Here is a 12,230-nt window from a genome sequence, read left to right on the forward strand (position 1 = left end):
AAGGATTCGTTCATTACACGAATCCTTTTTGTTCTCTTTAATGCTTTATCATTTTTAGCTTAACCCTTTTTACACGCGATTTTCTTTCTGCTATTTTGTTAAACAACCGCCATAAGGGAACATATATTAAAATAAATATGGCGTATCCGGCTAAAACTTTTGGCCCAAAAATTCCGGTATCCGGTATATTGTACTTAAAAGCAATCAAATCCACTAAAAATTCTTTTATTAATGTAGCAAAAAATACTGTAAAAAACAGTGACCAAGCTCCTCTGAATACAAATTATGCTAACAAAGTTATTTATATACATTTTATACTTTCTGTTTCGTTATTCACAAGAAGATTTTCCAAAATAGTAATCTTATATAAAAAGAGACATGTAGCTACACTTACATGTCTCTTTTTATTATGCTCAAAATCTCATTCGTGGTTTGAAAAACATAATCCGCTTCTTCAAATCCAATTGTGGTTTTCGCTCCCCATAACGCTAAACCAAATTTTACTCCCGCTTCTTTTGCACATTGTAAATCATATAGAGAATCACCTATATACACTGCTTCTTTAGCATCAACATTCAATCTTTGTAAGCATGTTACTAACGGTTCTGGATGCGGTTTATGGTTGTCTGTATCTTCCACACAAATGGAATGTTCAAAGTATGAATGTAGTCCGAATGGTTCGAAATCATCGATAAACTCCTGTCTCGTTTTCGAGGTGACAATTCCTGTTTGAATATTATATGTAGATACTATTCTTATCACTTCTGCAATTCCTTCGAAGACTGCTACTTCATTCTTAAATCCCGTCATATTTTGTATCCATTTCTTATGAACTTCTTCTATATTCATTACGCTTAATTTCTTTAGGGCTACTTTTCCTGGAATCCCTAATGCAAATCTCAATTCTTCTAAAGAGCAGTGTATTCCTTCTTCTTGCAACGTTTTTTGCAATGAATATAACACGGCCTTTTCCGTATCTAGAATCGTTCCATCAATATCAAAAATAATCCCCTTCATCTTTGTATCCCCCTTTGCCTTTTACTACTCTCCCAGCATTACTTCAATGCCGTAATTTTTCACTACACCACCTAAACAATCCGGAACGCTATCGTTTGTAATAATTGTATCGATCGCTTCTAGTTGCAACGCTTTGAAATTTTGCCGCTGATTAAACTTGGTAGCATCAATAAGTAAAAATACTTCATTCGTTTGTTTCACTAACTCTCGCTTAAAATAAATATCTTCTTCAAATGCATAGTAAACACCATCTTCCGTAAGTCCAGGTGCTCCAATAAATACTTTGTCAAAATGATAATCCTTTAACTTTTCCATCGCAGCAAATCCCGTTACATGACGAGATTGCTTATTTAATTGTCCACCTAAAATATGAATATTTACGTTAGTAGTGCTCGCTAAACGGTTCACCGTATCAATAGAATTTGTCACAACTGTCACATTATTTGCCTCTAAAAAAGATGCCATACAATTAACAGTGGTTGAAACATCAAGATAAATAATTTCATTGTCTTTTACTAAAGAGGCTGCTTTTTGACCAATACCCTCTTTATACTCAGCCTCTTTTCCTTCACGATTTAAATAATCCGAAATTTTATGATGAAAAGAAGGTATAGCTACCCCACCATGCGTCCGAACCATCGCTGTTTCATTTGTTAGTTTGACAATATCTCTTCGCGCTGTATCCCTTGAGACATAAAACAATTCACACATCATTTTTAAGCTCATTGTTTTATGCTCATTCAAATATTCTGTGATTTTTATTAATCGTTCATCTTGATTCATTTTATCACCCGATTATATTTACTTTTCAGTATTTTTAAGTTATTTTAAGTATATCATAAGTAAAAACACTTAAAAATACTTATTTTAACTTAATTCTAAATATCAAAGGCTTCATCAACCAATATGTTTTAAGGAGTGGGAAAATGCTACGCACAATTATTCTAGATTTTGATGGAACATTAGCTGATACATTGCCCTTATGCTATTATTCATTTCAAAATGTATTTCAAGAGTTTGATAATCAAACTTTAACCGAATCAGATATTCTTTCCATGTTTGGTCCAAGTGAGGTTGGGATTATTCATTCTAACTTGATTTCACACAATAAAGAAGCTGCCACCGAAAAATATTATAAATGGTATACTGAAAAACATCATGAGTACGTAGACAAAAATATGGAAATAGCTAATCTTTTAATAGATTTAAAGAAAAGAGGATTTCAGCTAGCCATCGTAACAGGAAAAGCTCGAAGAAGTTTAGATATTTCTTTGGAGACACTGGAGTTAAGCACCCTATTTGACTGCATGATTACCGGAGATGACGTTATAAATCCAAAGCCCGATCCTGAGGGGATTTCCCACATCTTAAAAGCATTGAACATAACAAAGGAACAAGCATTATTCATAGGAGATAGCGATGCAGATATACTTGCAGGGAAGCAAGCTGGTGTACTGACAATTGGCGTTCAATGGTTGCGAAACTATCAGTCTCCGGATTTCTCTATACAACCAGATTATTTAATAAAAAGCATAACGGATTTTGTTTCTTTACTTGATACAGAACTAACCACCGTATGAAAAGAAAAGTACATCACTCTCAGCTAAGTGATGTACTTTTCTTTTTATCTTCTTCCACCAAATCTAAAACATTCCATGAGTCCCCCCACGTTCTCATCGCATCAAAAATAGGACGAAGTGTTTGTCCTTTTTCTGATAAAGAATATTCCACATGAGGTGGCATTGTTGAATAAACCGTTCTGTCTATAATGTTTTCATTCTCTAGTTCTTTTAAACGTAACGAAAGTGTTCTTGGACTAATACCACTTAGTGATTTTTCTAATTCTGCAAATCGTTTTGGGCCATAAAATAAGTCTCGTAAAATGAGAAACGTCCACTTACCACCGATTACACTCATTGTTTTTTCAATAGAACACTTCGATATATGTTGCTCTTCTTTTCCGCACATTGTATTCATCCCCTTAACTATACAAAAGTAAAGTAGCTATATAAAAAATCAGTACTTCCATAAATAAAGCACTTTATTTATTATAGTGTTTAGGAAAATATTAGTAAATACAAATAGGGGGATTGGACATGGTAACACATTCAGCAACGAATTTAGAAACAAATCAAATGAAATCTTCTAGCATGATTATTTTACTTGCACTTGCAATAGGCTTTATTATGGCAACGCTTGATGTAACTGTTGTGAACATTGCAATTTCTAACATTCAGGAAAATTTACATATGGGGATTTCTAGTGCAACTTGGGTTGTCGATGGGTATATTTTATCATTTGCATCTTTACTACTTATCGGCGGATCACTTGCGAATCGCTATGGCGCGAAACATATGTATTTAATTGGATTAGTATGCTTCGTGTTCGCTTCTCTTTTCTGCTCTATCGCAAGCTCTGGAAATACTCTTGTGGCTGCACGGATTTTGCAAGGTATAGGCGCAGCACTATTTATGCCGAGTTCTCTTAGTCTTCTGGCTACTTCTTATCCGAACGAAAAACAACGCGCAAAAATATTTGGCCTATGGTCCGCTATCGTTTCAGTTACTTCAGGCATTGGCCCTTTCATCGGTGGTGTATTAGTCCACACATTCGGATGGAGAAGCATTTTTGTCATTAATTTACCAATTGGCATCATCGGGATTTTTCTGGCTTACTACGTTGTTTCTACCTCATCACGCCAGCAAGTCAAACTAAATCTTTTCAACCACGGATTAGGTGTAATCACTTTAGCTTGCCTAGCTTTTAGTCTTATTGAAGGCCCTTCCTATGGGTGGACATCGCCACAAATACTAGGTGGATTCCTTATCACAATTATAGTGGCCAATTTATTTATCACTGCTGAGCGTACTTCAAAACACCCAATTATTCCATTGGCATTATTTCATGACCAACGATTTTCATCTGCAAACATTGTCGGCTTTTTCATTAACTTTTCCTTGTTTGGTGGCATCTTCATGTTTGGATTATTTCTTCAACACACACGAGGCGCTACTCCTTTTCTAGCTGGTCTTCAACTATTACCGATGATGGCTGTCTTTGTAGTTGGCAATTTATTGTTTGCAAAACTAGCAATTCGATTCGGTTCTAAGTCACCAATGCTCATTTCCTTACTCGTTGCTAGTCTTGGTTCGTTTTTATTACTTTTCATTTCTCCAAGTATGCCTTACTGGTTAGTGGCAACCATTTACGCCATCGTAAATCTTGGTATTGGTGTCTCCGTTCCAGCTATGACTGCAATTGTGATACAGACGGCTGGTCGTGAACATGGAAATATAGCAGGCGCTACTTTAAATGTGAATCGTCAAATTGGCGCATTAGTTGGTGTGGCATTCATGGGGATTATCTTGCATGAATCTGTAACGTGGTATGCGGGAGCAAAATATAGTTTCTTAGCTATGGGGATTTCCTATCTTATCGCATCTTTTCTTGTTTGGCGGTTTATAAAAAAATAACCATTAAATAAGAAAGAGAGAGGCCTGTTTCCCTCTTTCTTATTTATCCTTGGATGGGCAACTTAATCTCCACCGTAGTTCCCACTCCAACCTCACTCTCAAATTGTATTTTTCCTTTATGTTCTTTAATAATTTTATCTGTTATCATCAATCCTAAGCCTGTCCCACTTTCTTTCGTTGTATAAAAAGCTTCACTAAGCTTCGGGATTTTATCTTTCGGAATACCGCACCCTTCATCCTTAATCTGAATGATCATCTCATCTTTTAGCGTGACCCGAATAACAATTATTCCACCTTCCGGCATGGCTTCAATCGCATTTTTTATTAGATTTAAAAACACTTGCTTCAATCGCTGTTCATTACATGCTATAGAAGGTAATTCTTTACTATAAACAGCGTGTATTTTAATTCCTTGCTCTAAAGCTGATTGTTCAATAATTCTGATCACATACGACAGAATTTCTTTTATATTATGAGTTCCAGATTCTGTTAACTTAAATTTTTCAAACTCCATAAGTTCGGTAGCAATCGTATCGATTCTTTCAATTTCTTGCGTCATAATTTCACTATACATTTTATCTTCAGGGTACTTCTCTGCTTGCTGTGTAACAAATTGTTTTAACGTAAATAATGGCCGGCGAATTTTATGTCCAATAACCGTTGCCATCTTCCCAATAACAACCATTTTCTCTGTCTTTTGAATTTCTTCATACATCATTTCGATCGTACGAATATAGGAGTGGAATCGTGATAATATAATCCAACATACGATAGCAAACACACTACAAAGAGCTATTGGAATTGCAACAATAAAAGATTGTACAACAAATCCCATGAGTGCATATTTTCCAACAATCCCTCCTGCCACTAACCAAAAATACCTTTTATTCACAAAGATTGGTGCGAACATAATGAAAAAGCCTTCTACTATATTTCCACCATCAAACTCAGCATCATTTCCGTAATAAATCATAATATTATGAATCAAATCTAACACGTTATACCCTATAAAAATAATATACTTCACTATATACGGATTCTTTCGTTTCATAAAGTATATTCCTACAAAAAATAACAAGATCATAAAAATATACAACCATATACCTAGACCACCTTCAGGAAACTCTGAAGGATTTTGAAAATTTTCTAGTTTTGGTGAAATATAGTAGGCAGCGATATCATACATAAAAAAAATAGCAAAAAATAAGCTTAAAAATATTTTTAATGCCTTCACTTCTTCTTTTTCTAATATATAGGCCTTGTCCATATGACAGCTCCTTTATTCACGGCAGACATGCTATAAATTAAGTTTTATCCTGCTATTTGCGGGTACTCCTTCACTGATTAAAATTTCACTTTATCTAACGTAACATAACTTTCACGCTTTCTAGGGAGGATAATCTCCACTTTTGTGCCTTCGGTTTGTTCACTCGAAATATGTAATCCTCCAAGATGCTCTTCAATAATTCGCTTTGCCACAGTAAGCCCTAAACCAATTCCATCTTGCTTTGTTGTATAAAAGGCTTCTGTTACCAGTTCTAAATCTTCTTTTTCGATACCATAGCCATTATCTATCATGCTTACCACTACATAATCTCGGCTTTTATTTTCGATTCGTATTTCTAGCTTTCCGCCACGTGACATTGCTTCAACCGCGTTCCTTATCACATATAGAAAAACTCCTTTTAATTTACGATAATCACATTCTATTTCTACTTGACTATCTTCCGGATCATAAATGAGTTGAATCTGCTTCTCCTCCATTTTCGGATGTATCTCTTTCACCGCACTCGATACAACCTCAGCAATAACATGACTGTTATATATAGAAGGTTTACAAGTTGCAATCGCCATTAACTTACTTATCATATTGTTCATATACTCAATTTCATGAATCATATTTTCATATACTGGATCCTCTGCATGTTTCTCTTTTTGCAATTGCGTAAACCCTTTTAATGAGGCAAGTGGATTTTTAATTTCATGTCCAACTGATGCAGCCATTTTCCCAACTACCGCTAACTTTTGTGCACTTCCAACCTCTGTTACACTTCTCTTGATAGCTGAAAGGTATTGCAGAAATCGATTCAATATGAGATAGGATACAAAGAATAAAAGACTATATATAACAAGTGGCATAAACGATTTCATTTCTCCTAATATCATCGTAAACACAATATATTTTCCAATGATGAGGAGATATATACAAAACAAATATCGTTTGCTCAAAAAAATAGGTACAAACAAAATCAGTACAAATTCAATTATATTTCCATCATCAAACGCTACTTTATTATGAATTGCATACCAACACAAATTAAAGCTCTCTGCGCACATATAAGCTAATACATATAAATACTTTATAATATGAGCCTGTCCTTTTTTAAAGTAATAAACACTAAAGCCTATTAATCCAACTCCACATACAATTTTTAGAACCATCACATACGGATTCATAAATAGCATGGACTGTTTGAGCGTAATAGAATACACTGTTTCATATACAATTAAGGCTATATGTAGCACCCATAAAAAAATTTTAGCATTTTTCTTTTCTTCTCGAGACGGTATAAAGCTATCTTGCACTTTAACACCCCTTCAAAAGCATCCAATTATATTATCAATATCATTTATTATAATAAACGATATTAATATATAAACAAAGACTAATTCAATAAATAGGAAGAAACCCACCCTTTTTATAACAATACATCTATTTTTTTTACAAATAAAACGAAATAAAAAAGAAAAGAGCATATTTTGAAACAAGATTAATCAAAACATGTTCTTAACATATTCAATTAAATAATCCTTTTTATAAAGTGAAACTTTAATCAGTGGGAGGCTTCATCCCCCACTGATTACCCGCCCGCGAATAGCGGAATAAAAAACGTGTAGAAATTAGTTTCTACACGTTTTTTTATAGAAGAAAAATAATAATATGCTCCCTTCGCTATTCTTGGCATCACCCAAATAACAAAACTTGTATTCCATATCTAATAAAAATACGCCAGGTGCCTTTTGGCACCTGGCGTATTTTATTAACTTGATGGCTCTGAGTTATCTTTTTATTTTTATATTATAGACGATGATCCTTCTGGAAATTAAGATGGAAATGCTCAGCATCATTATATACACCAAATTCATATCCTTTTTCCTTATAAAACTTAATAATTTCCGGAAGTGCTTGTAATGTTTGCGGTTTTTCATGCATCAGAACAACTTCTACATCATCAGTCGTTCCCTTTTTAACATTTTCTATAATTTGATTTGGATTACCTTGTAATTTCCAATCATAAGAATCAATTGTCCAGTCCCAAACTTTCATTCCAGCTTCTACAATTTGATTTCGAATGTCTTCACTTTTTAATCCTGGAGCAGAACCATATGGTGGACGTACTAACTTTGGATCTGTACCTGTAATATCACGGATAAGCGCTAATGCCTCTTTCATCTCTGGAACAAATTGTCCATTTGTGTATAACTTGTTACTATTATGCGTCATACTATGTGCACCAACATAATGTCCTTCTTTTGTTGCTCGTTTTACATTCTCTTGAAAACTTGTGTTTTGTAAATTACTTCCTTGCATAAAGAACGTGGCTTTAATATCCTGCTCTTTTAATACATCTAAAAATTGACTCGTTAATGTACTAGGACCATCATCGAATGTTAAGTAAACAACTTTTCCCACTGGTTTTCCATCTGGTCTTTTTTCTTTTTTTGGTTGTGTTTCCTTTTTCTTTTCTTGTTGCTCCGTGGCAACTTGTTTACTATTCCCCTCAGCTATTCCTTTTGCAGGAGAAGAATTAAACTTTCCTATTACAAAAAACATGAGAACAGCAACTGTTAGGACAGCACCTAACGATACGATTGCCTTGATTATTCCGCCTTTTTTATTACTTTTCCGTGATTCTTTCATCATTTATCTATCCTTTCTCCATCATTTCTATATAAAAATCTGGCTTTGATTAATTTATTATTTTTTAACCTCGCCCTTACAATGAATAGATTAATAGAAATAGATAAATATAAAATGCAGATAATGTCGAGATAAATTAAAGAATAAAAAAACATGAAAAAGCTTTCCCCTCTGCACCGATTTCACCCCTTGTTTACCTGCCTACACTCCGCAAATCTAATTTACTTCCATTAACTTACAAGGATTTTTACACTTTTATAGAAATAGCATAATATTAAAAATGCATTTTATCTTTATCTCTTTATAGTAAACTCATTACTTATAAGAAATGCTTGTGATTATTAAGTAGAATTTCTATCAGTGAGATTCTTACTGCTCGCCAATAGCGGGATACATAAGTGAAAAATTTTTTTCAAAAAAACAACGTAAAAGGAGGAAGTGCAGAATCCTGCATGAAAAGTCTGATGAAAAATTTGAGTAAAAAACGAATCTTTATGTTTTTCTTTATTGGTATTTTTTGTTTCTTACTACTACTACTTGCTTTACTATATAAGAATCACATTACCAATACTCAAAACAATAAGGAGTTCACGATTGAAAAACGTTTATTACAACATGAACCTACTATAAAAAAAGAATTAGAAAAATATAATTTAAGCGACAAAACAACGATTTTATTAGGAATTATGTATCAAGAAAGTAGAGGCGAAGGTACAGATCCTATGCAATCTTCTGAATCACTTGGGCTAAAGCCAAATGAAATTCAAGATATAAACTTGAGCATCGAACAAGGTATAAAACACTTTGTTAAAATGTACAAATATGGAATACAAAAAAATTTGGGCATAGATACGATCATTCAAAGCTATAATATGGGCCCAGGATATATTGATTTTATTGCCAATCAAGAGGGTAAACAACATTCCGAAGAATTAGCTAAACAGTTTTCTAAAGAAAAAGTCGATCAAAGTCCAGATCTGTATACTTGTGGTGGAAATAAAAAAAACTTCAGGTATCCATATTGTTATGGTGATTTCACATACGCAACAAAAGTTAATGCAAAAACCAAAGTTGTTGAAGAGTTCCTTCGCAAACAACAAGATCAAAACCATAATTCGTAATACGTTTTAACTTTGCACATAATTAAACCCTGTACATAATTACTCTATTTTATGTACAGGGTTTAATTTGTTAATTTTCTCAACCAGTATCTGTTGTTGTTTATAAGGAAAATCTATTCCAAAATATTTCTCAGAAAACTGTAAGATCTATACAACTTGAAATCCTTTAAAAATATTAGGATTCTTAATAAGCGTTCATTTAACTGGCAATGATTTAGTTTCAAAATTAAAAGCACATGTTACTATTGATAGAATACTAAACAAACTATTCTATAGCAGGTGAAATAATATGTATGATGTTACAATCATCGGCGCGGGAGTAAGCGCTGTTTTCATGGCTTATGCATTAGCTCAAAGCGAGCAAAACATTTTAGTTCTTGATAAAGGAAAACCGTTAGAACATAGAAATTGCCCTTTGGATCAAGGAGAATTATGTAATTGTAATGCATGTGATAAATATTTTGGCTTTGGGGGTTTAGGAAAATCTGAAGGCAAGTTTAATTACACAAATGGCTTTGGGGGGGAACTAGAACAAAAAATAGGTAGAGAAGTTTTTATGCAACTAATGGATGAAGTAGACAAGATCCTATGTCGTTTTGGTGGAGACTCCGTTACAAAATATTCAACAGAGAATTTTAATCTTATAAAAAGAGCTGAAGTATGTGGCTTACAGATGTTAACAACCAAAGTAAGACACTTAGGTACTGCACTTTCAACGAGGATTTTTCAACAGCTCTATAAAGTTCTATGTAACAAGATAGATATCCAATTTCACATAGATGTACAAGATATCATTCAACAAAACCAATTTTTCACAATTACCACAGATCAAGGAGTTATCCATTCTAAGCAAGTGGTATTTGCAACTGGACGTTCTGGAACGGATTGGTTAAAAGAAAAATGCTCTTCTCTTGGGATTGTGCAGGACCAAACTCGTGTGGATTTAGGCATTCGAGTAGAGATGAAAGAACATCAGTTACGCTCGATATTAAAAAACACATTTGAAACCAAACTTTCTTATCAACATGAAAATTTCATAGCAACTACGTATTGTATGAATCCTAAAGGACGTATTATTCGTAAGTATGAAGAAGGCTTAATTATGCCTGATGGTCAAAACTTTCGAGAACAGATAAATGGCACTTCTAACTTAAATTTCACTTTATTTATCCCGCGCTATTTTTCCACTCTCATAGAGGCAAATTTATATGCACGTACAATTATTAAAGGAATTAATCAGGGCCGGGATAGAATTATTGTACAGCGCTTAGGCGATTTACTTAAGGGGCAACCTACATCTGCGAAAATGATGATATATAATCGTGTACAGCCTACACTACAAGGAGACTATGGCAATCTTTCGAATGAGATTCCTCTATTATATATCGAAGTACTACAAGCGTTCTTATCCCGCTTAGAACAATTCATCGAAGAACCTATCGATGAGGACACTTTACTTTATGGAATCGATGGAAAGTTTTATGCCCCTATGATTAAAACCAATGAAAATTTTGAAACAAATGTAAAGGGTTTGTATATGATTGGAGATTGTTCAGGCATTACTCATTCATTATCTCAAGCAGCAGCAAGTGGACTTTATGTCGGGAAATATTTATCTAATATTTCATTATCGTAATCACAGACTAATTAATAGGTATAGATTGCATAATAAGGACTCATTTTCTACCATAAACTACTTCTGAGATTACTCTAGAAATACAATAAATAGAGCTTCTCTTTTACACATGATTTCACTTGTATCCTTTGTAAATATAGTAAAATAAATAAACTTTCGCCATAACATTTAGAAAGGTGATAAGAATTGGGGGTACTTCATCATTTAGCTGAGAAAAACCACGTATTTTGACAAGAACCTTAAATGGCAACTTACAAAAAAATACTATTCTTCCTAAAGTATATTACAGAAAGAATAGTATTTTTTAATTTAGACGTTCCGTTAACTCGTAAAATATTTAATAATACCATCAACAATACCTTTTTTCGATTTTGTTTGGAATTCTTCTGAATTCATTCTTTTTTCATCACTTTCATTTGAAGTAAAGCCTAGCTCAATTAAAATTGCCGGTACAGGGTTTTCTCTTAACACAAGATAATCACTACCTTTTGCACCTCTATCTCGAGTATCTACATTTTGATTAAAAATAGCTTTTTGTACTATTTTTGCTAACTTCTTATCTCCTCTTTTATTAGATCCATAATGAGTTGTTATTCCTTTCACATTTGTATCCTCAAAAGCATCATGATGAATACTGATATATAGGTCCGCTGAATAATCTTTAGCTATCTTTACGCGTGCTTGTAATTCCTCTTTTTGCTTCGTCTCTGAAAGTAAGCTAGTATCCTTTTCACGTGTCAAAATAACTTTCGCATCCGTTCTTTCTTCTAACTCTTTTTTTATATTCTGGGCTACTTTTAAATTAAGGTCTTTTTCTATTGTCCCATCTTTTTTCCCTTTTGTGCCTCTATCTCTTCCACCATGGCCAGGATCAATTACAATTGTTTTTCCTTTTAAACGCAAATCATCAGCTGTTACTTGTTTATGTGCTTCCACCTTATACAAAAAGAAACTTGCACCTATTAATGTTAGTATAAATAAAAGACATATAGTCATTTTTTTCATCAAAATAATCCTCCTTATCAAGTTTTCTATCAACTATCTAAAGAAAATATTAATAA

General features: G+C 33.4%; 11 protein-coding genes. 4 read left to right on the forward strand and 7 right to left on the reverse strand.

Annotation, left to right across the window (positions count from 1 at the left end):
* Positions 1-390: 390 nt before the first annotated feature.
* Together AZF08_RS05435 and AZF08_RS05440 are read right to left on the reverse strand one after the other, a co-directional pair.
* Positions 391-1,017, reverse strand: a complete 627-nt coding sequence (locus AZF08_RS05435) for an HAD family hydrolase (protein WP_033674347.1) — start codon at positions 1,015-1,017, stop codon at positions 391-393.
* A 24-nt stretch (positions 1,018-1,041) separates the two neighbouring features.
* Positions 1,042-1,800 carry a DeoR/GlpR family DNA-binding transcription regulator gene (locus tag AZF08_RS05440; RefSeq protein ID WP_033674348.1) on the reverse strand — a complete coding sequence of 253 codons (759 nt, stop codon included), beginning with the start codon at positions 1,798-1,800 and terminating at the stop codon, positions 1,042-1,044.
* Positions 1,801-1,943: 143 nt separating this feature from the next.
* Here AZF08_RS05440 and AZF08_RS05445 point away from each other — a divergent pair, with 143 nt between their 5' ends.
* Positions 1,944-2,597, forward strand: coding sequence for an HAD family hydrolase (locus tag AZF08_RS05445; RefSeq protein WP_033674349.1), 654 nt, complete (start codon positions 1,944-1,946; stop codon positions 2,595-2,597).
* A 19-nt stretch (positions 2,598-2,616) separates the two neighbouring features.
* Here the strand turns inward: AZF08_RS05445 and AZF08_RS05450 are convergent, their stop codons facing one another.
* Positions 2,617-2,985 (reverse strand): winged helix-turn-helix transcriptional regulator, encoded by a 369-nt coding sequence (locus AZF08_RS05450; protein ID WP_033674350.1) that lies wholly within the window; start codon positions 2,983-2,985, stop codon positions 2,617-2,619.
* Between the two features lie 128 nt (positions 2,986-3,113).
* Between AZF08_RS05450 and AZF08_RS05455 the strand changes: the two genes are divergently transcribed.
* Positions 3,114-4,490 carry an MFS transporter gene (locus AZF08_RS05455; RefSeq protein ID WP_033674351.1) on the forward strand — a complete coding sequence of 459 codons (1,377 nt, stop codon included), beginning with the start codon at positions 3,114-3,116 and terminating at the stop codon, positions 4,488-4,490.
* A 43-nt stretch (positions 4,491-4,533) separates the two neighbouring features.
* Here AZF08_RS05455 and AZF08_RS05460 read toward each other — a convergent pair whose 3' ends face one another.
* The 3 genes from AZF08_RS05460 to AZF08_RS05470 form a co-directional block, all read right to left on the reverse strand.
* Positions 4,534-5,757, reverse strand: a complete 1,224-nt coding sequence (locus tag AZF08_RS05460; protein ID WP_033674352.1) for an ATP-binding protein — start codon at positions 5,755-5,757, stop codon at positions 4,534-4,536.
* Positions 5,758-5,834: 77 nt separating this feature from the next.
* On the reverse strand, positions 5,835-7,076 hold the full coding sequence (locus AZF08_RS05465; protein WP_033674353.1) for an ATP-binding protein: 1,242 nt from the start codon (positions 7,074-7,076) through the stop codon (positions 5,835-5,837).
* 493 nt (positions 7,077-7,569) lie between these two features.
* Positions 7,570-8,412, reverse strand: a complete 843-nt coding sequence (locus AZF08_RS05470) for a polysaccharide deacetylase family protein (RefSeq protein ID WP_033674389.1) — start codon at positions 8,410-8,412, stop codon at positions 7,570-7,572.
* Between the two features lie 464 nt (positions 8,413-8,876).
* Here AZF08_RS05470 and AZF08_RS05475 point away from each other — a divergent pair, with 464 nt between their 5' ends.
* Positions 8,877-9,533, forward strand: coding sequence for a lysozyme family protein (locus tag AZF08_RS05475; protein WP_033674390.1), 657 nt, complete (start codon positions 8,877-8,879; stop codon positions 9,531-9,533).
* A gap of 289 nt (positions 9,534-9,822) precedes the next feature.
* Positions 9,823-11,169, forward strand: coding sequence for an NAD(FAD)-utilizing dehydrogenase (locus tag AZF08_RS05480; protein WP_033674354.1), 1,347 nt, complete (start codon positions 9,823-9,825; stop codon positions 11,167-11,169).
* Between the two features lie 321 nt (positions 11,170-11,490).
* On the opposite strand, the gene AZF08_RS05485 is transcribed toward AZF08_RS05480, so the two are convergent.
* Positions 11,491-12,174 (reverse strand): N-acetylmuramoyl-L-alanine amidase family protein, encoded by a 684-nt coding sequence (locus AZF08_RS05485; protein WP_033674355.1) that lies wholly within the window; start codon positions 12,172-12,174, stop codon positions 11,491-11,493.
* Positions 12,175-12,230 lie beyond the last annotated feature (56 nt).

The organism is Bacillus gaemokensis (assembly GCF_001590835.1).
Taxonomy (GTDB): Bacteria; Bacillota; Bacilli; order Bacillales; family Bacillaceae_G; genus Bacillus_A; species Bacillus_A gaemokensis.

Excerpts from the sequence above, each read along its gene's own strand:
- AZF08_RS05435 (WP_033674347.1), bottom strand. The coding sequence starts at position 1,017 with ATGAAGGGGATTATTTTTGATATTGATGGAACGATTCTAGATACGGAA.
- AZF08_RS05440 (WP_033674348.1), bottom strand. The coding sequence starts at position 1,800 with ATGAATCAAGATGAACGATTAATAAAAATCACAGAATATTTGAATGAG.
- AZF08_RS05445 (WP_033674349.1), top strand. The coding sequence starts at position 1,944 with ATGCTACGCACAATTATTCTAGATTTTGATGGAACATTAGCTGATACA.
- AZF08_RS05450 (WP_033674350.1), bottom strand. The coding sequence starts at position 2,985 with ATGTGCGGAAAAGAAGAGCAACATATATCGAAGTGTTCTATTGAAAAA.
- AZF08_RS05455 (WP_033674351.1), top strand. The coding sequence starts at position 3,114 with ATGGTAACACATTCAGCAACGAATTTAGAAACAAATCAAATGAAATCT.
- AZF08_RS05460 (WP_033674352.1), bottom strand. The coding sequence starts at position 5,757 with ATGGACAAGGCCTATATATTAGAAAAAGAAGAAGTGAAGGCATTAAAA.
- AZF08_RS05470 (WP_033674389.1), bottom strand. The coding sequence starts at position 8,412 with ATGAAAGAATCACGGAAAAGTAATAAAAAAGGCGGAATAATCAAGGCA.
- AZF08_RS05475 (WP_033674390.1), top strand. The coding sequence starts at position 8,877 with ATGAAAAATTTGAGTAAAAAACGAATCTTTATGTTTTTCTTTATTGGT.
- AZF08_RS05480 (WP_033674354.1), top strand. The coding sequence starts at position 9,823 with ATGTATGATGTTACAATCATCGGCGCGGGAGTAAGCGCTGTTTTCATG.
- AZF08_RS05485 (WP_033674355.1), bottom strand. The coding sequence starts at position 12,174 with ATGAAAAAAATGACTATATGTCTTTTATTTATACTAACATTAATAGGT.